The 21,405-nt window shown below is 73.3% G+C and carries 20 protein-coding genes; 10 read left to right on the forward strand and 10 right to left on the reverse strand.

The window, feature by feature from the left end:
- Nucleotides 1–101: 101 nt before the first annotated feature.
- Nucleotides 102–284, reverse strand: a complete 183-nt coding sequence (locus AB0I73_RS33625; protein ID WP_109380710.1) for a hypothetical protein — start codon at nt 282–284, stop codon at nt 102–104.
- Between the two features lie 384 nt (nt 285–668).
- Here AB0I73_RS33625 and AB0I73_RS33630 point away from each other — a divergent pair, with 384 nt between their 5' ends.
- Both AB0I73_RS33630 and AB0I73_RS33635 read left to right on the forward strand, forming a co-directional pair.
- Complete coding sequence (locus tag AB0I73_RS33630; RefSeq protein WP_363043876.1) at nt 669–3,554, forward strand: DEAD/DEAH box helicase; 2,886 nt, start codon at nt 669–671, stop codon at nt 3,552–3,554.
- Entirely contained in the window at nt 3,551–4,900 is a 1,350-nt protein-coding gene (locus tag AB0I73_RS33635; protein WP_363043830.1) for an SWF or SNF family helicase, read from the forward strand. The genes AB0I73_RS33630 and AB0I73_RS33635 overlap by 4 nt, the downstream gene beginning before the upstream one ends.
- Nucleotides 4,901–4,942: 42 nt before the next feature.
- Here AB0I73_RS33635 and AB0I73_RS33640 read toward each other — a convergent pair whose 3' ends face one another.
- Together AB0I73_RS33640 and xylA are read right to left on the reverse strand one after the other, a co-directional pair.
- A complete protein-coding gene (locus AB0I73_RS33640; RefSeq protein ID WP_363043832.1) occupies nt 4,943–5,269 on the reverse strand; it encodes a hypothetical protein in 327 nt (108 codons plus the stop codon).
- Between the two features lie 437 nt (nt 5,270–5,706).
- Nucleotides 5,707–6,873: a xylose isomerase gene (gene xylA / locus AB0I73_RS33645; protein ID WP_363043834.1), complete on the reverse strand. Its 1,167-nt coding sequence runs from the start codon at nt 6,871–6,873 to the stop codon at nt 5,707–5,709.
- A gap of 114 nt (nt 6,874–6,987) precedes the next feature.
- Here xylA and xylB point away from each other — a divergent pair, with 114 nt between their 5' ends.
- The 3 genes from xylB (at nt 6,988) to AB0I73_RS33660 (ending at nt 10,379) form a co-directional block, all read left to right on the forward strand.
- Nucleotides 6,988–8,466, forward strand: a complete 1,479-nt coding sequence (xylB, locus tag AB0I73_RS33650) for a xylulokinase (protein WP_363043836.1) — start codon at nt 6,988–6,990, stop codon at nt 8,464–8,466.
- 65 nt (nt 8,467–8,531) lie between these two features.
- Nucleotides 8,532–9,767, forward strand: coding sequence for an ROK family transcriptional regulator (locus AB0I73_RS33655; RefSeq protein WP_363043838.1), 1,236 nt, complete (start codon nt 8,532–8,534; stop codon nt 9,765–9,767).
- A gap of 213 nt (nt 9,768–9,980) precedes the next feature.
- Nucleotides 9,981–10,379 (forward strand): luciferase family protein, encoded by a 399-nt coding sequence (locus tag AB0I73_RS33660; RefSeq protein ID WP_363043840.1) that lies wholly within the window; start codon nt 9,981–9,983, stop codon nt 10,377–10,379.
- Between the two features lie 94 nt (nt 10,380–10,473).
- Here AB0I73_RS33660 and AB0I73_RS33665 read toward each other — a convergent pair whose 3' ends face one another.
- The 6 genes from AB0I73_RS33665 to AB0I73_RS33690 all read right to left on the reverse strand — a co-directional run bounded on the left by AB0I73_RS33665 (nt 10,474) and on the right by AB0I73_RS33690 (nt 15,820).
- Nucleotides 10,474–10,668 (reverse strand): hypothetical protein, encoded by a 195-nt coding sequence (locus AB0I73_RS33665; RefSeq protein WP_363043842.1) that lies wholly within the window; start codon nt 10,666–10,668, stop codon nt 10,474–10,476.
- A gap of 103 nt (nt 10,669–10,771) precedes the next feature.
- On the reverse strand, nt 10,772–11,632 hold the full coding sequence (locus AB0I73_RS33670) for a phosphatidylinositol-specific phospholipase C/glycerophosphodiester phosphodiesterase family protein (protein WP_363043844.1): 861 nt from the start codon (nt 11,630–11,632) through the stop codon (nt 10,772–10,774).
- A gap of 190 nt (nt 11,633–11,822) precedes the next feature.
- The gene (locus tag AB0I73_RS33675; RefSeq protein ID WP_363043846.1) at nt 11,823–12,944 is read right to left on the reverse strand and encodes an acyl-CoA dehydrogenase family protein; all 1,122 of its coding nucleotides are present in this window, start codon (nt 12,942–12,944) and stop codon (nt 11,823–11,825) included.
- Nucleotides 12,941–14,179, reverse strand: coding sequence for an acyl-CoA dehydrogenase family protein (locus tag AB0I73_RS33680; protein WP_363043848.1), 1,239 nt, complete (start codon nt 14,177–14,179; stop codon nt 12,941–12,943). The genes AB0I73_RS33675 and AB0I73_RS33680 overlap by 4 nt, the downstream gene beginning before the upstream one ends.
- Nucleotides 14,176–15,153 (reverse strand): NADPH:quinone oxidoreductase family protein, encoded by a 978-nt coding sequence (locus tag AB0I73_RS33685; RefSeq protein ID WP_109380718.1) that lies wholly within the window; start codon nt 15,151–15,153, stop codon nt 14,176–14,178. Before AB0I73_RS33685 ends, AB0I73_RS33680 begins: the two co-directional genes overlap by 4 nt.
- A gap of 94 nt (nt 15,154–15,247) precedes the next feature.
- Nucleotides 15,248–15,820 carry an XRE family transcriptional regulator gene (locus AB0I73_RS33690; RefSeq protein WP_363043850.1) on the reverse strand — a complete coding sequence of 191 codons (573 nt, stop codon included), beginning with the start codon at nt 15,818–15,820 and terminating at the stop codon, nt 15,248–15,250.
- Nucleotides 15,821–15,897: 77 nt separating this feature from the next.
- Between AB0I73_RS33690 and AB0I73_RS33695 the strand changes: the two genes are divergently transcribed.
- The 5 genes from AB0I73_RS33695 (at nt 15,898) to AB0I73_RS33715 (ending at nt 20,662) form a co-directional block, all read left to right on the forward strand.
- On the forward strand, nt 15,898–16,881 hold the full coding sequence (locus tag AB0I73_RS33695) for an NAD(P)/FAD-dependent oxidoreductase (protein WP_363043852.1): 984 nt from the start codon (nt 15,898–15,900) through the stop codon (nt 16,879–16,881).
- 53 nt (nt 16,882–16,934) lie between these two features.
- Nucleotides 16,935–18,476, forward strand: a complete 1,542-nt coding sequence (locus tag AB0I73_RS33700) for an ATP-dependent DNA ligase (RefSeq protein WP_363043854.1) — start codon at nt 16,935–16,937, stop codon at nt 18,474–18,476.
- The gene (locus AB0I73_RS33705; RefSeq protein ID WP_363043856.1) at nt 18,473–18,937 is read left to right on the forward strand and encodes an NUDIX domain-containing protein; all 465 of its coding nucleotides are present in this window, start codon (nt 18,473–18,475) and stop codon (nt 18,935–18,937) included. Before AB0I73_RS33700 ends, AB0I73_RS33705 begins: the two co-directional genes overlap by 4 nt.
- 77 nt (nt 18,938–19,014) lie before the next feature.
- Nucleotides 19,015–20,400, forward strand: coding sequence for an NADP-dependent succinic semialdehyde dehydrogenase (locus AB0I73_RS33710; RefSeq protein WP_363043858.1), 1,386 nt, complete (start codon nt 19,015–19,017; stop codon nt 20,398–20,400).
- A 25-nt stretch (nt 20,401–20,425) separates the two neighbouring features.
- Nucleotides 20,426–20,662: a DUF6213 family protein gene (locus AB0I73_RS33715; protein WP_363043860.1), complete on the forward strand. Its 237-nt coding sequence runs from the start codon at nt 20,426–20,428 to the stop codon at nt 20,660–20,662.
- Between the two features lie 48 nt (nt 20,663–20,710).
- On the opposite strand, the gene AB0I73_RS33720 is transcribed toward AB0I73_RS33715, so the two are convergent.
- Complete coding sequence (locus AB0I73_RS33720) at nt 20,711–21,373, reverse strand: transcriptional regulator (RefSeq protein WP_363043862.1); 663 nt, start codon at nt 21,371–21,373, stop codon at nt 20,711–20,713.
- Between the last annotated feature and the right edge of the window lie 32 nt (nt 21,374–21,405).

A 21,405-nucleotide genomic window follows, 5' to 3' on the forward strand; every position in this document is an offset into this window, starting at 1 on the left:
CCGAGCGCCACGATGCTGGTCGCGCTCTGCAGCGTCTCCAGGGTGATCGCGGTATCGACGCCCCGGCCCGGCACCGACCCGCCGGAGGCGCCCCACCGGTCTCAGCGACCCAGCTCCTTGCGCGAGACACGGCGCAATCGGCTCCGCTGTGAAGGGTCCAGGGCGAGGTACGCGGCGGCCGGAACTCCCAGGACTATCAGGAGCGCCGCCCACCAGGGCAGCCAGATGAGCAGGATGAGCCCGGCCGCCACACCTCCCGCGGCGATCTTGGCGTTCTTCGACATGAGTGTCGCCTCCTTCGCGGCCGTTGCCGCTCTCTTTCGTGAAAACGGGCCCGCGCCTTCGGCGGTTCCGACCGCGACCCTGAGACGTCCCTGAGGTTCGCCCCCCAGGCTTCCCTGAGGACCGCCGTCGACTCGTCGATGAGTCGACAATTCGAGGAGCCGATGAGTCGGTGAGTCGGCGATCCGATGCTTCGGGACGGAACACGACCGCACATCCATGGTGACCCGGCTCACCACTCAGGCATACCCGGTCGCCCCCGGCCGTGCTGTACTCTCGGCGGCTCCGACGTCACTAGTCAAGTTTGATGAATCGCTGAAGCAAGGAAGTCCGTCATCGTCGCGCAGACGCCTCCCCCGCCGCACGCTCCCGCTCGGTACGCCGAACTGGCCCACTGTTCAGCCGTATTCGTACCCGGTGACCCGGCCCGCACCGGCCGGGTCGCCTTCTGGCGGCCCGACGGGGCGGCTCCCCCTGACGTGGACGCGGCGTCGGTCGAGGAGCTGACCGTCGTCGTTCCCGGCGAGAGCGGGGTGGAGACGGTGAGCGTCCCGGCGGCGCTGCTGCCGGTGCGCGCCGCGCTGCCCGTCCTCACCCGGGCACGGACACACGACGAAGGGCACCCCGCCGCCGTGTTCTGGGGCGCTGCCGCCGTGCACGCCCTGGGTCTGGTGGCGCGCGGTCTGCTGCTGCCGGGGCTGTCCCCGGCCGGCCACGACGCCTGGCGCACGGGGCCGCTGGACGCGGAGGACACCGAGGCGGTGCGCGGGCTGGCCGCCGCGATGCCGCCCGAGGCACACGCCCTGCCGGTGGACGGCCCGGGGCCGCTGCGCCTGCCCGAGCCCGAACGGCTGCTGCGTGCCTTCCTCGACGCGGTCGCCGACACCTTGCCCCGCTCCCCCGCCGCATCCCTCGTCACCGGCACCCCCGCCTACGCGGTACCGCGGCGACAGCACCTGCCCGAACTGCGCGACTGGGCCGCCGACGTCGCCGCGGGCCACGACGCCGGCGTACGCCTGTCGCTGCGCGTCGAGGTGCACGGCCTGACGGAGCTCACAGAGGACGGCGACACCATGGACGGCGACGGCGCGAACGCCACCTTCCGAGCAGTGCTCCAGGTCCACAGTGTGAGCGATCCCGCGCTCGTCGCGGACGCCACCGACGTGTGGGCCGGACCCGCAGACGGCGCGGGCGGCAATGACGGCGCGGACAGCGCGGAGGGCGGTTTCGGACCGCGCGCCCGGATGGACACGCTGCTCGCGCTCCGCCGCGCCGCCCACGCCTGGGCCCCGCTCACCCCCCTGCTGTCGGCGACCGTGCCGAACGCGGTCGAACTCGCCGACGAGGAGGTCACCGAGCTCCTCGGAGAGGGCACCAGGGCGCTCGCCGGCGCGGGCGTCGACGTGCACTGGCCGAGGGAGCTGACCCGCGAACTGACCACCCGCGCGGAGATCGGTCCCGCTGACGACGAGCGGGGCCCCGGGCGGCCCGGCGTCGCGGGCACCTCTCAGGCACCGTCCTTCCTGTCGGCCGACGCACTGCTCGCCTTCGACTGGTCGTTCGCCCTGGGCGGCCGGCACATCACCCGCGCGGAGCTGGACCGGCTCGCGGAGACCAAGCGTCCTGTCGTGCGGCTGCGCGACCAGTGGGTGCTGCTCGACCCGCAGGAGGTGCTCCGCGCCCGCGCGCGCCAGGACCACGAGGTGAATCCCGTCGACGCGCTCGGGGCCGCCCTGACCGGTTCGGTGGAGGTGGACGGCCACCGGATCGAGGTGCGGCCCACCGGCTGGCTGGCGGCCCTGCGGGACCGGCTCGCCGACCCCGAGGCACAGAAGCCCGTCGCACAGCCGGCGGCCCTCACCGCCACACTGCGGGACTACCAGCGGCGCGGGCTGAACTGGCTGGTTCACATGACGTCCGTGGGCCTGGGCTGCTGCCTCGCCGACGACATGGGCCTCGGCAAGACCATCACCCTGATCGCCCTGCATCTGCACCGGCAGTCCGATCCCGCGTCCGCCGGGCCCACCCTCGTGGTGTGCCCGACCTCTCTGATGGGCAACTGGCAGCGGGAGATCGAACGGTTCGCGCCCGGTACGCCGGTACGCCGCTTCCACGGTGCGCGGCGCTCGCTGGACGCCCTGGCCGAGGGTGAGTTCGTCCTCACCACGTACGGCACCGTGCGCCTGGACGCTCCCCGGCTCGCCGAGGTGTCCTGGGGAATGGTCGTCGCCGACGAGGCCCAGCACGTGAAGAACCCGTACGCGGCGACGGCCCGGCAGCTGCGCTCCATCGGAGCACGCGCGCGCGTGGCGCTCACCGGCACACCCGTGGAGAACAACCTCTCGGAACTGTGGGCCGTCCTGGACTGGACGACGCCCGGCCTGCTCGGCCGGCTCGGCACCTTCCGCAGGCGGTACGCGGACGCCGCGGAGGGCGGCCAGGACCCGGCCGCGGCGGAACGACTGGCCCGGCTGGTACGGCCGTTCCTGCTGCGCCGCCGCAAGTCGGACCCGGGGATCGCGCCCGAGCTGCCGCCGAAGACGGAGACGGATCATCCGGTGTCGCTCACCCAGGAGCAGGCGGGGCTGTACGAGGCCGTGGTACGGGAGGCCCTCGCCGAGATCTCCGGCACCGACAGCATGGCGCGACGGGGAATGATCGTGAAACTGCTGACCGGACTGAAGCAGATCTGCAACCACCCGGCGCAGTTCCTCAAGGAGGACCGTCCGGTGCTCGCGGGGCGGTCCGGGAAGCTGGAGTTGCTGGACGAACTCCTCGACACGGTGCTCGCCGAGGAGTCCGGGGTGCTGGTCTTCACGCAGTACGTGCGGATGGCCCGTCTCCTGGAGCGCCACCTCGCCGCACGGGGCGTGCCGTCGCAGTTCCTGCACGGCGGCACGCCGGTGGCCGGGCGCGAGGCGATGGTGCGGCGTTTCCAGGACGGCGAGGTCCCGGTCTTCCTGCTGTCGTTGAAAGCGGCGGGCACGGGACTGAACCTCACCCGTGCCGAGCACGTCGTGCACTACGACCGCTGGTGGAACCCCGCCGTCGAGGCGCAGGCGACGGACCGCGCGTACCGCATCGGCCAGACCCGGCCGGTACAGGTGCACCGGCTGATCGCCGAGGGCACGATCGAGGACCGCATCGCCGAACTGCTGGTCCGCAAGCGCGAACTGGCGGACGCGGTGCTCGGCTCCGGGGAGGCGGCGCTCACCGAGCTGACGGACGCCGAACTGGCGGATCTGGTGGAACTGCGAGGGGGAGCACGATGAACCGGTACGACGGTGCGGAGACCGACGGCCACGACACCGAGGGTCACGCGGCCGACGGTGACAGGGCCGGCAGTGGAGCCGCCGGGACGGAGCGGACGTTCGCCGCGTTGCCTCCCGCGCGGGGGCGTGGTTTCGCGCAGACCTGGTGGGGTCGGGCCTGGCTGACGGCGCTGGAGGGCACGGCCCTGGACGTCCAGCAGCTCAAGGCGGGACGCAGGCTCGCCCGCGCGGGAGCGGTCGGTGCGGTGTCCGTGCGTCCGGGGCGCATCACGGCCGTCGTACAGGACCGCGACCGCACGGCGCACCGGGCGGACGTCCTGCTCCAGGAGCTGTCCGACGAGCAGTGGGACCGCTTTCTGGGCATGGCCGTCGAACGGGCCGGCCATGTGGCGGCGCTGCTCGACCGGGAGATGCCGCCGCATCTGGTGGAGGACGCGGAGCTGGCCGGGGTCGAACTGCTGCCGGGCCTGGGCGATCTGGAGCCGGAGTGCGGTTGCGGGGCCTGGGACCACTGCGGTCACACGGCGGCACTCTGCTACCAGGTGGCCCTGCTGTTGGACCAGGATCCGTTCGTCCTGTTCCTGCTGCGGGGGCGCGGTGAACGGGCCCTGCTGGACGCGCTCCAGTCGCGTGCCGGGGCACGCGCGGGAAAGCAGTCCCGCCCGGAGGGCGTGGACGCGGCCGAGGCGTTCGCGGCGGGCGGCATCCGGCCGGGGCTGCCCGACGCTCCCCCGCTCCCCGCGGCACCGGGGGCGCCTCCGTCATTGGACACGGACGGGCCGCCTCCCGCCGGGGTCGACCCGTCCGCCCTGGAGTTCCTCGCCGCGCGGACCTCCGCGCAAGCCCGTCACCTGCTCGCGGAGGCGATCCGGGACGGGCATGAACGGCAGCCGGTGGAGGCGGATCCGACGGTGGCCCAGGACGCGGTGCGGCTGGCCGCCGGTGCCCCGGCGCGCGCCGTGGCGGACCGACTCGCCACCGGTTCGGGGCGTGGCCGGGAAGGGCTGGCCGTGGCCGTACGGGCCTGGCGCCAGGGTGGTGCGGCGGCGCTGGCCGTGCTCGACGAGGAGTGGACGGTGGACGCCGAAGCGCTCGCACGCGCGCGTGCGGCCCTCGGGTCGGCCTGGGCCGAGGGCGACGAGGACGAACGGCCGGTGTTCCGGGTCCGCGCCAACCGCTGGACCGTCGTCGGCGCGCCGGTCCAGCTGCGGCTGGGACGCGACGGTCGCTGGTGGCCGTATCGCAAGGAGCGCGGCCGGTGGGTCCCGGCGGGAGGCGCCGCCCAGGACCCGGCGACGGCCCTGGCTTCGGCGAGGGCGGAGCTCCACGCCGGGAGAACGCCCTGAAACAGCCTCCCCGGGAGACACCGCGTACGCGCCCGGCCCGGGTCAGCGCGACCCGGCCTCCTCCAGGGACGGAAGGAGCGATTCGAGTCCGCTCGGCAGACCGCTGGGCATACCGCTCGGCAGCTCGGTCGGCAGACCGCTGGGCAGTTCACTCGGGAAGCCCGACGGCAGCTCGGTGGGGAAACCGGACGGCAGCAGGCTCTCCGGACCGCCGGGCGACTCCGAGGGGATGCCCGGGGACGGGTCGGGCCGGCCGCCGGTGCCCGGGCTGCTCCCGACGGGCTCCCTGTCCGGCGATTCGTCGTCGCCTCCCGACGCCATCAGCACGATCACGGAGACGGCCGCCACGGCCACGATCACCGCGAGCACGATGATCAGGAGGTTCCTGCGCCCGCCGGGACCTCGTCCCCGCCGTCCTTTCCGCCTCCCTCACCGGGCGGATCCCGCGGCGGGTCGGAGGGCGGAGGCGGAAAGGACGGCGGGGGCGGGTTCGGCGGCGGAGGTGTGCCGCCGTACGAGGGTGGTCCGAAGCCGCCGCCCGGGGGCGGCGTGTCACCCGGCGGGCCGGGCGGCTGGAACGGTACCGGTGGCTTGGCCATACCGGCCATGGTCGCCTCGGACGCCCTCCCGGCGCGAGCGTCCCGCACGGAATGCGACACGGAGTCGGGGCACGGACCCGAGCCCGCGGCACGCTCCGCGCGGCGGCCGAGCCGTGCGCTCCCGTGTGAGCGCGGCCGCCGCGCGAAGCAGCACGCCGACCGCGCTCACACCGTCCCGGGCCCCCTGCGCCCCGGGAAGTCCGGGGCTCAGCCCCGGGCGCCCAGCAGGTGGTCCATCGCCAGCTGGTCGAGGTGCTCGAAGGCCATGCCGCGCGCGGCGGCGGTGTCGGCGTCGAAGTCCTCGAAGGCCGACCGGTCGCCGAGCAGTGCCTGGAGGCCGTCGGCCGCCGTGGGCTCCGCCAGCTGGTCCAGCCGGGCCGCGCGCAGCGCCTCCTGCACCTCGGGGTCGGAACGGAAGGCCGCCGCGCGGTCCTTGAGGATCAGGTAGTTGCGCATGCAGCCCGCCGCCGAGGCCCACACCCCGTCGAGGTCCTCGGTCCGCGGCGGCTTGAAGTCGAAGTGCTTCGGGCCGCTGTAGCCGGCCGACTCCAGCAGGTCCACCAGCCAGAACGCGGCACGCAGGTCACCGGCGCCGAACCGGAGGTCCTGGTCGTACTTGATGCCGGACTGGCCGTTGAGGTCGATGTGGAACAGCTTGTCCGCCCACAGCGCCTGCGCGATGCCGTGCGGGAAGTTCAGCCCGGCCATCTGTTCGTGGCCGACCTCGGGGTTGACGCCGTACAGCTCCGGCCGCTCCAGGCGCTCGATGAACGCGAGGGCGTGGCCGACGGTGGGCAGCAGGATGTCGCCGCGCGGCTCGTTCGGCTTCGGCTCGATGGCGAAGCGGAGGTCGTAGCCCTGGGAGGTGACGTACTCGCCGAGCAGGTCGAAGGCCTCCTTCATCCGGTCCAGGGCGACCCGTACGTCCTTGGCGGCGCCGGACTCGGCGCCCTCACGGCCGCCCCAGGCCACGTACACCTGGGCACCGAGTTCGACCGCGAGGTCGATGTTGCGGATGGTCTTGCGCAGTGCGTAGCGGCGCACGTCGCGGTCGTTGGCCGTGAACGCGCCGTCCTTGAACACCGGATGGGTGAAGAGGTTGGTCGTCGCCATCGGCACCTTCATGCCGGTGGCGTCCAGCGCCTGCCGGAACCGCTTGATGTGTCCCTCGCGCTCGCTGTCGCTCGAGCCGAAGGGGATCAGGTCGTCGTCGTGGAAGGTGACGCCGTGAGCCCCCAGCTCGGCCAGGCGCCGCACCGACTCGACCGGGTCGAGGGCGCGTCGGGTGGCGTCACCGAACGGGTCGCGTCCCTGCCAGCCGACGGTCCACAGGCCGAAGGTGAACTTGTCCTCGGGGGTGGGCCGGTAGTTCATGCCGTGGCTCCTTGCTCGCTGAGGCTATTTCGTCATGGCGATTTACAAATTAGTATGCGGGAGCAGCTCTGGGAAGAGAGTCACCCCGCTGAACCGCGGAAGAGGGAGAGACCGATGTCAGCAGCCGAGGGTCCGCTCGTCGTCGGCGTGGACACATCCACCCAGTCCACCAAGGCGCTGGTCGTCGACGCGGCCACCGGACGGGTCGTCGCGAGCGGCCAGGCTCCGCACGCGGTGACCTCGGGGGCGGGCCGGGAGAGCGATCCGCGCCAGTGGTGGGACGCCCTGTGCGAGGCGCTGCGCCAGTGCGGGCAGGCGGCGCACGAGGCCGCCGCGGTGTCGATCGGCGGCCAGCAGCACGGGCTGGTCACCCTGGACGAGCGGGGCGAGCCGGTGCGTCCGGCACTGCTGTGGAACGACGTGCGCTCCGCGCCGCAGGCCCGCCGGCTGACCGAGGAACTGGGCGGCGCGAAGTTCTGGGCCGAGCGCACCGGAAGCGTGCCGGCCGCCTCGTTCACGGTCACCAAGTGGGCCTGGCTGGCGGAGCACGAGCCGGACGCGGTCCGCGCCACCAAGGCCGTCCGGCTGCCCCACGACTACCTCACCGGACGGCTCACCGGTCAGGGCACCACCGACCGCGGCGACGCCTCCGGCACCGGGTGGTGGGCCTCCGGGACCGAGTCGTACGACGAGGAGATCCTCGCGCATGTGGGGCTCGATCCGGCGCTGCTGCCCCGTGTCGTGCGGCCCGGAGAGGTCGCCGGGACCGTGCGCGCCCACCCCGACCTGCCGTTCTCCAAGGGCACCCTGGTGGCGTGCGGCACCGGGGACAACGCGGCCGCCGCGCTGGGCCTCGGTGTGCGGCCCGGTACCCCGGTGCTGAGCCTCGGCACCTCGGGCACGGTGTACGCGGTGTCGCGGCGCCGGCCGGCCGATCCGACCGGCATCGTGGCGGGCTTCGCCGACGCGCGCGGCGACTGGCTGCCGCTCGCCTGCACGCTCAACTGCACGCTCGCCGTGGACCGGGTCGCGACCCTGCTGGGCCTGGACCGCGAGGCCGTCGAACCGGGCCACGGCATCACGTTCCTGCCCTTCCTCGACGGCGAGCGCACCCCCAACCTCCCGAACGCGTCCGGCCTGCTGCACGGGCTGCGCCATGACACGACCGGCGGTCAGCTGCTCCAGGCCGCCTACGACGGTGCCGTGCACTCCCTGCTCGGTGCGCTCGACCGCGTCGTCGGCGAGGACGAGGGTGATGAAAGGGACGAAAGGGACGAGGCCGCCGACCCGTCGGCGCCCCTGCTGCTGATCGGCGGCGGTGCCCGGGGCACGGCCTGGCAGCAGACCGTACGACGGCTCTCGGGTCGGGCCGTGCAGGTGCCCGAGGCGCGGGAGTTGGTGGCGCTCGGTGCGGCGGCGCAGGCGGCCGGTCTGCTCACCGGGGAGGACCCGGCCGCGGTCGCCCGCCGCTGGGACACGGCGGCGGGGCGGGTGCTGGAGCCGGTGGAACGGGACGAGGAGACGCTGGCCGGGATCGCCGGGGTACTCTCCGACGCGGCCCCGCTCCTGGAGCGGGGCACGGACACCCACTGAAGCTTCGCCGGCGAACACCGGCCCCGGCCGCACCATGACAGAACCGACCGAGGACTGACGGAGGCATGAGCGCACCGCTGCACGAGGCCCGCCCGGCCGGCTCGGGGCGGGTGCCGCCCCCGCCCGGTCCGGGGCACACCCTGCCCGACACCCAGCAGGGCATGCGCCGCCGCAACCTCTCGCGGGTGATGCACACCGTCAGCGCCGAGGGGCCGCTGTCCCGGGCCGCCGTCGCCTCACGCATAGGCCTGACCCGGGCGGCGGTGTCCACCCTGGTCGACGAGCTCATCCGCTCGGGCCTGCTGGAGGAACTGGGCCCCGAGCGGCCGGGACGCGTGGGCCGACCGGGCTCGGCGCTCGCCGTCAGCGGGCGCGGTCCGGCCGGAATCGGCGCCGAGGTCGGCGTCGACCATCTCGCGGTGTGCGCGGTCGATCTGCGGGGGCGGGTCCGGGCGCGGGCGGTACACCACGTCCCGAACCGCGGCCGCTCCCCCGAACCCGTGATCGAGGAGCTGACCGGACTCCTGCTCCGGGTCGTCGCCGAGGCCGAGGACGAGGGGCTGTGGCCGGCGGGGCTCACCGTGGCCGTGCCGGGCCTGGTGGCACGGAACACCCGGACCGTCGTCCGCGCGCCGAACCTCGGCTGGCGCGACACCGACCTCGGCACCCTGCTCCCGGCGCGGTTCCCGCTCACCGTGGCCAATGAGGCCGACTGCGGCGCACTGGCCGAACTCTGGCTCGGCGAGGGCACACCACGCGACTTCCTCCATGTGTCGGCCGAGATCGGCATCGGCGCCGCCGTGGTCGTGGACGGGCGGCTGCTACGCGGAACCCGGGGCTTCGCGGGCGAGTTGGGGCATGTGCCGGTACGGCCCGACGGCCCGGAGTGCGGCTGCGGCGGACGCGGCTGCCTGGAGCAGTACGCCGGAGAGAGGGCGGTGCTGCGCGCCGCCGGTGTGGAGCCGGGCGAGGACCGTGTGGGCCTGCTCGCCGGCCGCGCCGAACAGGGCGACCCCGCCGTACGGCGCGCCCTGCACGACGCGGGAACGGCGCTCGGCATCGCACTGACCGGGGCGGTCAACCTCCTGGACCCGGAGAGCGTCGTGCTGGGTGGCGCGCTGGCCGGGCTCGCGCCCTGGCTGCTGCCCTCGCTCCGCTCCGAACTGGCCCGGCGCACGGCGGGCCCGGCCTGCCCCGTCTCGGTGTCGGCCCTGGGCCCCGAGGGCCCCCTGCTGGGTGCGGCGCACTCGGTGGTCCGGGGAGTTCTGGACGACCCTGCCGCGGTCGCCGGGAGGGCCTGAGCCCACCTGCCCCGCAGACCTGGCCCCTGCCCCGCGCCGACCGCTCGTCGAGGGTGCCGTGGTCGGGCACGGACCAGAGCTGGTTGCCGCGGGAGGTCACGAGGTGACCGGCTGTCATGATGTGATCATGGGTAAGGGGTGCGCCGCCTCACCGATCGATTACGAAACGCCCAACTACTGGTTGCCGCACGGTGAGCGGGCCACTATGAGGCCATGAAACCGGCGCAGCGAGCCATGGAGCTACTTCGGACCTGGCCCGACCTCACCGCCTGCAAGGCGGGTTGCGGTACCGGACCGGCCCTCCGCTCCGCTCGCGAAGAGATCGTCCACTTCCACTCCGAACGGGACGTCGACCTCCACCTGACCCACCGCGCCATCCAGCGCTTCCACTACGATCTGAACGCCTCGACCGCGATCCAGCTGACCCCGGGGTCGAGTTGGGTGACGGTGCACCTGGACTGCGCCACCGACGTCGACCTGCTGCTGAGCCTGGTGAGTGTCGCGCTCAAGGCCCACCAGGCCCCACCACCCCCCTCCGGCGCACCGGCGGCCGCCGGGTGCAATTTCCACCGGGTCACGGTGCTGCCGCGCGACGTGGTGACAGACCACTGAGAACACCGAGAACGCTGAGAACGCTGAGAACGCTGAGAACGCTGAGAACGCTGAGAACGCTGAGAACACCGAATCGCCCGGCAGCCCCGGGGCCTTACGGCCGCAGGCCGCTGACGATGTCCGCCGTCGCGGTCAGACCGCTGTGGATGGTGGGGGCGACGCTCGTACTGGCCAGATAGAACCCGAGCAGCAGGCAGACCAGGGCGTGGGAGAGCTTCAGTCCGCCGTTGCGCAGGAAGATCACCGCCAGGACCGCGAGCAGGAGCACCACAGAGATGGAAACGGCCATCGTCAACCTCCTCCGCCACGTCCGCTTCGCGGCGTTCGGCCGCAAGTGTGGCGTAGCGGAGGGTTCGTCCGGGCGGCTGACCTGTCCTCCGAACGTGTGGTGTCTACCGCGGGCGGTACGCGTCGAGGAAGGATTCCAGTCCCGCGAGGTCGTCGGTGTTGAGGTGGTCGACGCCGGCGGCGGCCAGTTCGCCCCACAGGGCGTCCCGGGCGGGGCCCGGCTGGTCCGGGGTGGCCCAGAAGCGCACCCGTTGGCCGCGCGCGTGCGCGGTGCCCACGATGTCCCGCAGTTTCCGGCGCTCGGCGGCGGGGAACGCGCCGGCACCCCGCCAGGTGAAGTGGAGCGTCCAGTTGTCGCTGATCAGCGGGATGAGAGAGGACCGGGCCGGCCCGCCGAAGTCGGTCAACCGGCCGTCGTAGAAGGCGCGCCGCACCCGCTGGGCCTCCAGGGGCGCGCGGGCCGCGCGGTCCCCGGAGACGACGGCGGTGACCGGTCCGGGCAGCACTCGGCCGTTGGTACAGGTGGTGAACAGATGCCGGTACCGGCGCAGGCGACGGTCGAGTTCGAGGTAGGTGGACGCGCCCTCGGTCTTGATGTCGACGAGGAGTTGGAACGGCCCCCGGCGCCCCCGGTACACCGAGCCGCGATGGGCCCGCACGCGGGCGGTGAGCGGGTCGAGGTAGAGGGATTCGAGAGTGCGGGCCGGGTGGAGGTCCTCGGGGTCGTGGGCGACGAGGAGTTGGTCGCCCACGAGGAAGACGTCGGCCTCGACGCTGCCGAACCGGTGGTCGAGCGCGTCGAGGAGAGGACGCGGGTGTTCGTAGTCGTTGTGGGCGTGGGCGCGCCACAACGGACGCGGGTGGTGCCTCTGTTCACCGGCCGACGCCTCGGCGGGCAGGGTCACCGAGCCCGCGAAGGCGGCGCCGAGGGTGGTGAGGGCTCTGCGACGGGTGGTGAGGGCCATGCTCCGCCTCCCAGGAAGTGCCGTACGGGACCACTGGAGTATGGGGTCGGCACCCACTCGAAGAGCAGTGCTGTGCGGGGAGTTGGCCGATCCGCCGTCGCACGTTCACCTCACCGGGACCAGGCACGCGCAGGAGTCCGCCCCGTGCGGGGCGGACTCCTGCGACCAGGACCGGGCCTGTGACGGCGCCTCAGGGAGCCCGGAGGTCGACCAGTTCGGCCAGTGCCTCGCGATGGGCGCCCGCCGTGCCGTAGGCGATGGAGTCGGCCTTGGCCCGCTTCAGGTACAGGTGGACCGGGTGCTCCCAGGTCATACCGATGCCGGCGTGCAGTTGCAGTGCCTCCTCGGCGGCGTGGACGGCGACCTGTCCCGCGTAGGCCTGGGCGACGGCGACAGCCACATCGGTGTCCTGGCCGGCGGACAGGGCGGCAGCGGCGTTGCGGGCCGCCGCACGGAGGTTGACGACCTCCAGCCACAGCTGGGCGAGCCGGTGCTTGAGCGCCTGGAAGCCGCCGACCGGCCGGTCGAACTGCCTGCGGTCCTTCAGATAGCGGACGGTCTCCGTCAACGCCCAGTCGGCGAGCCCGAGTTGTTCCGAGGCCAGCAGTCCGGCGCCGGCTCGCAGGGCCCGTCGCACGGCGGGTTCGGCATCGCCCAGCCTGCGTCCCCGAGCGCCGTCGAGGATGACCGTGGCGACGGGACGGGTGAGGTCCAGGGACGTCTGACCGGTGACGGTGACCGCGGCTGCCTCGACGGCGTACAGCCCGCCGTCGTCCGCCGGTACGAGCAGCACGTCGGCCACGGCGGCGTCGGCGATGCCGGTCAACTCGCCGTGCAGTGCGCCGTCCGTCACGCGTGCGGTGGCGAAGGACGCGCCGGGCGCGGTGTGCAGCCCGACGGCGAGGACCCCGATCCGGCGCGCGGACGCCAGGGAGGCCAGCACGTCCTCCCCGTCCGCGCAGGCCAGCAGCGCCTCGGTGGCCACGACGGCGCTGGTCAGGTAGGGCACGGGGGCGACGGCCCGCCCCAGCTCCTCCAGTACGACGGCGGCCTCCCGGTGTGTGGCGCCCTGGCCGCCGCGGTCCTCGGGCACCAGCAGACCGGCCAGGCCCATGCCGTCGGCGAGCGACTTCCACAGTGCCAGGTCGTGCGGGGTGTCCGACTCTGCGCGGGAGAGCACCCCGGTCGCGTCGCAGTGGTCGGTGAGCAGGTCCCGGACGGCGGCGCGCAGCGCCTCTTCCTCCTCCGAGTAGAGCAGGTCGGGCTGCACATTCTCCGGGGGCGTCGCGCTCGTCGTGCTCGTCGTGTTCATCGGGCCAGGTCCTTCCACGCGACGTCCTTGTCGGTACGCGGCTCGGACGGCAGCCCCAGGACGCGCTCGGCGACGATGTTCAGCAGGACCTCGCTCGTCCCGCCCTCGATGCTGTTGCCCTTGGAGCGGAGATAGCGGTAGCCGGCCCCGCGGCCGGTGAAGTCGACCAGTTCGGGGCGGCGCATGGCCCAGTCGTCGTACAACAGGCCTTCCGCGCCGAGGAGTTCCACTTCCAGGCCGCTGATCTGCTGGTTGAGGCGGGCGAAACCCAGCTTCATCCCGGCGCCTTCGGGACCGGGCTGGCCGGCCGCGAGCCGCTGACGGAGGCGTTCGCCGGTGAGCCGGGCGACCTCGGCCTCCACCCAGAGCCCCAGCAGGCGCTGGTGCAGGTCGTGGGTGCGCAGCTCGGGGTGCTCGCGCCAGGTCCTCGCGACCGGGCCGATCATGCCGCCCTCGCGGGGCAGTCGCGTGCCGCCGATGGCGACGCGTTCGTTGTTGAGCGTGGTCCGCGCGACCCGCCAGCCGTCGCCGACCTCGCCGAGGCGGTGGGAGTCGGGGATGCGGACGCCGGTGAGGAAGACCTCGTTGAACTCGGCCTCGCCGGTGATCTGGCGCAGCGGCCGCACCTCGACACCGGGGTCGGTCATGTCGCAGACGAAGTAGGTGATGCCCCGGTGCTTGGGCACGTTCGGGTCGGTGCGGGCGATGAGGATGGCCCAGCGGGCGAGATGCGCGCTGGAGGTCCACACCTTCTGCCCGTCGACCACCCAGTCCTCGCCCTCACGGACCGCCCGGGTGCCGAGAGCGGCCAGGTCCGATCCGGCGCCCGGCTCGCTGAACAGCTGGCACCAGACCTCCTCGCCGGTCCACAGCGGACGGAGGAAGCGCCGCTTCTGCTCCTCCGTGCCGTACTGCAGGATCGTCGGTGCCGCCATGCCCAGCCCGATGCCGATGCGCCGCGGGTCGTTGTCGGGTGCCCCGGCGGCCTCCAGCTCGGCGTCGACGACGGCCTGGAGGGATCGCGGGGCGCCGAGCCCGCCGAGCCCCTCGGGGTAGTGCACCCAGGCGAGGCCCGCGTCGAAGCGGGCGCGCAGGAAGTCGAGGCGGTCGGTGCCGGCAGACGAGGAGGGTGGGCCCGCAGGGCCCTCGGTCGAGGGCGGTGACGGGAGACGGGCGGGCGGCTGTGCGGCCAGCAGCTCCCGGGTGCGGCGCCTCAGTTCGGTGGCGTCGGTCATGCCGCGGCTCCGTTCTGCGGTACGGGCAGCACGGCGACGCGTCCGGTGGTGACGCCGTCCGCGACCCGTTGCACGGCGTCGGCGGCGCCGGCGAGCGGCACGCGCTCGCTCACCAGTGGCTTGACGGCACCGCGTGCGGCCAGGTCGGTGAGCTGTTCGTGGCAGTGCTGGACCAGCTTGGGGTTCTTGGTGTTGTACAGGCCCCAGTGCAGGCCGAGGACCGAGTAGTTCTTCACCAGGGCGTGGTTCAGCGCCGGGCTGGGGATCGTGCCACTGGCGAAACCGACGATCACGATGCGGCCCTCGAAGGCGACGACCTTGGCGGACTGGGCGTAGGCCTGACCGCCGACCGGGTCGTAGATCACGTCGGCGCCCCTGCCTCCGGTGGCGTCCTTCACCGCGGCGATGACGTCCTGCTCACGCCGGTCGATCACCACGTCACAGCCCAGTTCACGGGCGACGGCCGCCTTCGCGGCGCCGCCGACCACGCCGATGACGGTGGCGCCCGCGGCCTTGCCCAGTTGCACGGCCGCGCTCCCGACACCGCCCGCCGCGGCGTGCACGAGCAGGGTCTCGCCGGCCTCCAGACCGGCCCTGCGGTGCAGCCCGAACCAGCCGGTCTGGTAGCCGATGTGCAGGGCCGCGGCCTCGGCGTCGTCCAGCGCGTCCGGGGCGTCCCGCAGCGCGGCGGCGTCCGCGACGGCGTACTCGGCGAACCCGCCGTACGGCAGCGCGGGGTTGGCGATCACCCGGCGCCCGTCCTCGGTCTCACCGCAGATCTCCAGGCCCGGGGTGAACGGCAGCGGCGGCCTGACCTGGTACTGGCCCCGGCACATCAGCGCGTCCGGGAAGTTGATGTTCGCGGCGCGCACCTTCAGCAGGACCTGGCCGTCGCCCGGCTCCGGCCGCGCCACGTCCGCGAGGCGCATGACCTCGCCCGGCTCGCCGATCTCGTGCACTTGCCATGCCTGCATGCGGAGCCTCCACGGGACTGTGAACGTCGTGTTCGCCTGACCGGGTCCCTCGCATACTAAGCGGTCGCTTGCCGACAGGGAACCGTCGCGCACCTCACGGCCGCCTGGGGCGTGCCCGTACGTGCATCCGCTCCCCCTGTGGGCCGAACAGGCTGAGGAACTCCACCGGCCCCTCCCCCGTCGACCCGAACCAGTGCGGCACGCGCGTGTCGAACTCCGCCGCCTCCCCCTCCGTCAGCACCACGTCGTGCTCGCCGAGCACCATCCGCAGCCTGCCGGACAGCACGTACAGCCACTCGTAGCCCTCGTGGGTGCGGGGTTCCGGCTCGAGCCTGCGCTGTGGTTCGAGCACCTTGTACGCCTGGAGCCCGCCGGGCTGACGGGTGAGCGGCCAGTGGGTGCGGCCGTGGCGCCGGATCGGCTTGGAGCGGACGCGCGGATCACCGACCGGCGGCGCACCGACCAGTTCGTCCAGCGGCACCTGGTGGGCCTGGGCGATCGGCAGCAGCAGCTCCAGGCTGGGTTTGCGCAGTCCGGACTCCAGCCGGGAGAGAGTGCTTACCGAGATGCCGGTCGCCTCGGACAGCGCGGCAAGCGTCACCTCCCGCTCCTTCCTGATCCGCCGCAGCCGGGGGCCCACATCCGCGAGAACGTCATCCGTGGTCATACCGATATTGCAGAACCGGCAAAGTCGTTTGTCAATCCGGCAGCGGCTGGGCGACCGTCGTCGTGGAGGTGGTCACGATGGACGAGACACACAAGGACGAGAGCCACAAGAACCAGGCGAACCGCGAGAACCACGCCGCCCACGACGTGGTCGTCGTGGGCGGCGGTGCGGCGGGGCTGTCCGCCGCGCTGGTGCTCGGCCGGGCGCGCCTGCGGACGCTGGTCGTCGACGCGGGTGAGCCGCGCAACGCGCCCTCGGCCCACATGCAGGGCTATCTGTCCCGGGACGGGATCCCACCGGCCGACTTCCTGGCGCTCGGCCGGGAGGAGATCTCCCGCTACGGCGTGGAGCTCCGCCGGGACCGGGTCACGGACGTCACCGAGGAGGAGGAGCACTTCACCGTCGTACTGGATGCGGGACGCACCGTGCGCGCCCGGCGGCTGGTCGTCGCGACCGGGCTGAAGGACGAGCTGCCCGCGGTCCCCGGGGTCGCCGAGCGGTTCGGGCGGGACGTGCTGCACTGCCCGTTCTGCCACGGCTGGGAGGTGCGCGACGAGCCGTTCGGTGTGCTCGCGTCGAGCGCGACGAGCGTGCACCAGGCGCTGATGGTGTCCCAGTGGTCGAAGGACGTCACCTTCTTCCTGCACCGGGTCGCCGAGGCGGAGCTGTCCGACCAGGACCTGCGCCGGCTGGCCGCCGCCGGGGTCGACGTGGTGCCCGGCGAGGTCGCGGAACTGGTGGTCGAGGACGACCGGCTCACCGGCGTCCGCCTCGCCGACGGCTCCGTCCACGCCCGCTCCGTGCTCTTCGTCGGGCCGCGCCCAGTGCCGCGGACGAGCCTGCTGGAGCGGCTGGGCGCCGAGCTGGACGAGACCCCGTTCGGCGCGTACCCGGTCGTCGACCCGACCGGTCTGACCTCGGTGCCCGGCGTCTGGGCGGCGGGCAACGCGATCGGCTTCTCCGAGCAGGTCGTCCACGCGGCGAGCGGCGGCTACCGCGCGGCGGCCGCGATCGTCGGGGATCTGCTGATGTCCCGCCTGGACGCCGCCGTGAGCGAGTGACCGCCGCACGCCGCCGGGGTGTGGAGCGCCCGCCCCCGTAGCACCATGGCTGCATGCTGCTGTCCCGGCTGGCCCGTGTGTCCCAGGAGATCGCGGCCACCTCGGCGCGGTCCCGGAAGATCGCGCTGCTCGCCGAGCTGTTCCGGGAGGCGGAGGCGGACGACGTGCCGATCGTCATCCCGTATCTGGCGGGTCGGCTGCCACAGGGCCGCGTCGGGGTCGGCTGGAAGGCGCTGAGCCGTCCGGTCGCCCCCGCCGCCGAGCCGACCCTGACCGTGCGCGAGGTCGACGCGCTGCTCACCAGGCTGGGCGAGGTGTCCGGTCCGGGCTCCCGGGCCGAGCGGGCCCTGCTGGTCGGTGAGCTGCTGGGCGCGTCCACCGAGGACGAGCAGCGGTTCCTGCTCGGACTGCTCACCGGCGAGGTCCGGCAGGGCGCCCTGGACGCGGTCGCGGTGGAGGGACTGGCGCGGGCGACGGGGGCGCCGTCGGCCGATGTGCGGCGGGCGGTGATGCTGGCCGGCGCGCTCCAGCCGGTGGCCGGGGCACTGCTCGCGGACGGCCCCGGGGCGCTGGAGCGGTTCCGGCTCACCGTCGGCCGCCCGGTGCTGCCCATGCTGGCCCACAGCGCCTCCTCGGTCGCCGAGGCGGTCGGGAAGCTGGGGGCCTGCGCGGTCGAGGAGAAGCTCGACGGCATCCGCGTCCAGGTCCACCGCGACGGCGGCACCGTGCGCGTGCACACCCGCACCCTCGACGACATCACGGACCGGCTGCCGGAAGTGACGGCGGCGGCCCTGCAGTTGCGGGGCGAGCGGTTCATCCTGGACGGGGAGGTCATCTCCTTCGACCGGAACGGACGCCCGCGCTCGTTCCAGGAGACCGCCGGGCGGGTCGGCTCACGGGTGGACGTGGCGACGGCCGCCCGGGAGGTCCCCGTCTCCCCCGTCTTCTTCGACGCGCTGTCCGTCGACGGCCACGACCTGCTGGACCTGCCGTTCACCGAGCGGCACGCGGAGCTGGCCCGGCTGGTCCCGGAGCCGATGCGGGTGCGGCACGCTCTGGTGTCGGGCCCCGACGACCTGGACGCGGCGGAGGAGTTCCTCGCCGACACGCTGGCGCGCGGCCACGAGGGTGTCGTGGTCAAGGGGCTCGGCGCCCCCTACAGCGCCGGGCGGCGCGGCGCGTCCTGGCTGAAGGTCAAGCCCGTGCACACGCTGGACCTGGTGGTGCTGGCGGCCGAGTGGGGCCACGGCCGCCGCACCGGCAAGCTGTCGAACCTGCATCTGGGCGCGCGCACCGCCGACGGCGGCGGTTTCGTCATGCTCGGCAAGACGTTCAAGGGCATGGACGACACGATGCTGGCCTGGCAGACCGAGCGGCTGCGCGAGCTGGCCGTGGAGGAGAGCGGGTACGTCGTCACCGTACGCCCGGAACTCGTCGTGGAGATCGCCTACGACGGACTCCAGCGTTCCCCCCGCTACCCCGCCGGCGTCACCCTCCGCTTCGCCCGCGTGGTCCGCTACCGCGAGGACAAGCGCCCTCAGGAGGCGGACACGGTTCAGGCGCTGCTCGCCGCACACCCCGGGGTACGGCCGTGAAGGGCGCCCGAAGCGCCGGTCTGCTGGTGTTCCGGCACACCGGTCACGGGCTGGAGGTGTTGCTCGGCCATATGGGCGGCCCGTTCTTCGCCCGCCGGGAGGCCGGTGCCTGGACCGTGCCGAAGGGCGAGTACGACCCCGGCGAGCCGGCCTGGGACGCGGCCCGCCGCGAGTTCCAGGAGGAGCTGGGGCTGCCGCCCCCGGACGGGGAGGCCGTACCGCTCGGTGAGGTCCGGCAGTCCGGCGGCAAGACCGTCACGGTCTGGGCGGTCGAGGCCGACCTCGACCCGGCGACGGCCGTGCCCGGCACGTTCGAGATGGAGTGGCCGCCGAGGTCGGGGCGGATCCAGGAGTTCCCCGAGCTGGACCGGGTGGAGTGGTTCGCCCTGGACCGGGCCCGGGAGTTGGTCGTCACGGCACAGGCCGCGTTTCTCGACCGCCTGGCGGAGCACTCGCCCTGAGGAGCCCTTCCGCGTTGCGACGCCCACCGCGGCGCGGGAAGGTCGAGAAGCACAGCCCGTCCCGAGGGAGGCCAGCCATGCCCATCGCAACGGTGAATCCGGCGAACGGCGAGACGCTCAAGACGTACCAGGCCATGGGTGAGGAGGAGATCGAGCGCCGGCTCCAGCTCGCGGAGGCCACGTTCCGCACGTATCGGACGACGTCCTTCGAGGAGCGTGCCCGCCTGGTGCACCGGGCCGCCGACCTCCTCGACGAGGACCGGCAGAACATCGCCCGGGTGATGACCACCGAGATGGGCAAGCCTGTCAAGCAGGCCCGTGCCGAGGCCGCCAAGTGCGCCAAGGCGATGCGCTGGTACGCCGATCACGCGGCGGAACTCCTCGCCGACGAGGAACCCGACGCCTCCGACGTGAAGGACTCCGGCGCCTCCCGGGTCCTGGTGCGCTACCGGCCGCTCGGCCCGGTGCTCGCCGTGATGCCGTGGAACTTCCCGCTGTGGCAGGTCGTACGGTTCGCGGCGCCCACGCTGATGGCCGGCAACGTGGGCCTGCTCAAGCACGCCTCGAACGTGCCGCAGACGGCTCTGTACCTGGAGGACCTGTTCCACCGGGCGGGCTTCACCGAAGGCTGCTTCCAGACGCTGCTCATCGGTTCCGCCGCGGTCGACGAGATCCTGCGGGACGAGCGGGTCAAGGCGGCCACCCTCACGGGCAGCGAACCCGCGGGGCGGGCGGTCGCCTCCACCGCCGGGGAGATGATCAAGAAGACGGTGCTGGAACTGGGCGGCAGCGACCCGTTCGTCGTCATGCCCTCCGCGGACCTGGACCGGGCCGCCGAGGTCGCGGTCACCGCGCGGGTGCAGAACACCGGGCAGTCCTGCATCGCCGCCAAACGCTTCATCGTGCACACGGACGTCTACGACGCCTTCGCCGAACGCTTCACCGCGGGCATGCGGGCCCTGCGGACCGGCGACCCGATGGACGAGGAGACGGATGTCGGCCCCCTCTCCAGTGAGCAGGGCCGCACCGACCTGGAGGAACTGGTCGACGACGCCGTACGCGCCGGGGCCGGCGTGCTGTGCGGTGGTGAGCGGCCCGACGGGCCCGGCTGGTACTACCCGCCGACCGTTCTGACCGGGATCACCCGGGAGATGCGCGTCCACCGGGAGGAGGCCTTCGGCCCGGTCGCCACGCTGTACCGGGCGGCGGACCTGGACGAGGCGGTGCTGATCGCCAACGACTCGCTGTTCGGCCTGAGTTCGAACGTCTGGACGCGTGACGAGGCCGAGGTCGACCGGTTCGTCCGGGATCTGGAGGCGGGCAGCGTCTTCGTGAACGGGATGACGGCGTCCCATCCGGCGTTCCCGTTCGGCGGGGTCAAGCGGTCCGGGTACGGACGTGAGCTGTCCGGGCACGGAATCCGCGAGTTCTGCAACATCACCACGGTTTGGCACGGTGCGTGACGTTCCCACGACTACGATCCGGACTGTGAACCGCGAAGTGACTCTGCCTCTGATCGTCGACGACCGCGGCACCCTGCAGGTCACCGCGGCGGACGTGAGCAAATTGCTGCGCACGGTGGGCGGGCGGTGGCTGCGGCTCGTGGAGACCGGGGAGGGCCGGCTCGACGAGGACACGGTGGCCGCGCTCACGATCGAGCTGGCGAAGCTGGCCGACCGGATCGACGTGGCCTGCATCGCCCACAGCAGCGGGAGCGCGCCCTGAACGGGAACGGTACGGCGGTGTGAGGCCGTCGCTCTCCGTCGGACGGGGTCAGACGGGCCGCAGCAGCGTCCTCCAGAACAACGCCTCGTAGCTCTGCAGCAGATGACCGTACTCCCGGGCACGGTCCTCGTCGAGGCGGCCCGCGTCCAGGGCGGCCTGGACCGCTTCCGTGGCCGTCCGGTCCAGGACCGGGGCCGGTTCGGCGAAGGAGTCGAAGAACGCGCAGGCCTCGTCGGTGAAGCCGTAGTGGGTGCGCAGCGCCTCGGCGATGGTGGCGCAGTAGCCGCCCCAAGCCGAGAAGTTGGCGGTCACCGCGAGGACGGCGTCGGCGGGCGCGGCGTTGAGGGCCAGCCAGGCGATGTAGGCGGGATACGCCTGGCAGCCCGGCAGGGGGTCGTACGCACCTGCCCGGTCGCCGCCCACGCCGCACGCCGCGGCGAAGGCGTCCAGCCGCCGCGCCGCCGTCGCCTCGCCCTCGGCGAGGGCGGTGAAGTACGCGGCGGCCCGCGGCTGGTCCGCGGACCTGTCCGCCAGATGCCGGAACGCCCGGCGGTCGGCGGGGATCACCCGGTGCTGTTCGAGGGCGAGCGCGGCCAGGGTGTCCCGGTCGGCCTCACCACGCGCGATCAGCGGCACGAGGGGGTTGGACCGCGGGTCCGGGGCCAGTTCCCGCGTGATCGTCTCCAGCAGTTCCCCGGCCGTGCGCGTCATCGCGGCCTCCGTCGCGTCGGTCGGCCGGTCGT

This window comes from Streptomyces sp. NPDC050388 (assembly GCF_040655635.1).
Taxonomy (GTDB): domain Bacteria; phylum Actinomycetota; class Actinomycetes; order Streptomycetales; family Streptomycetaceae; genus Streptomyces.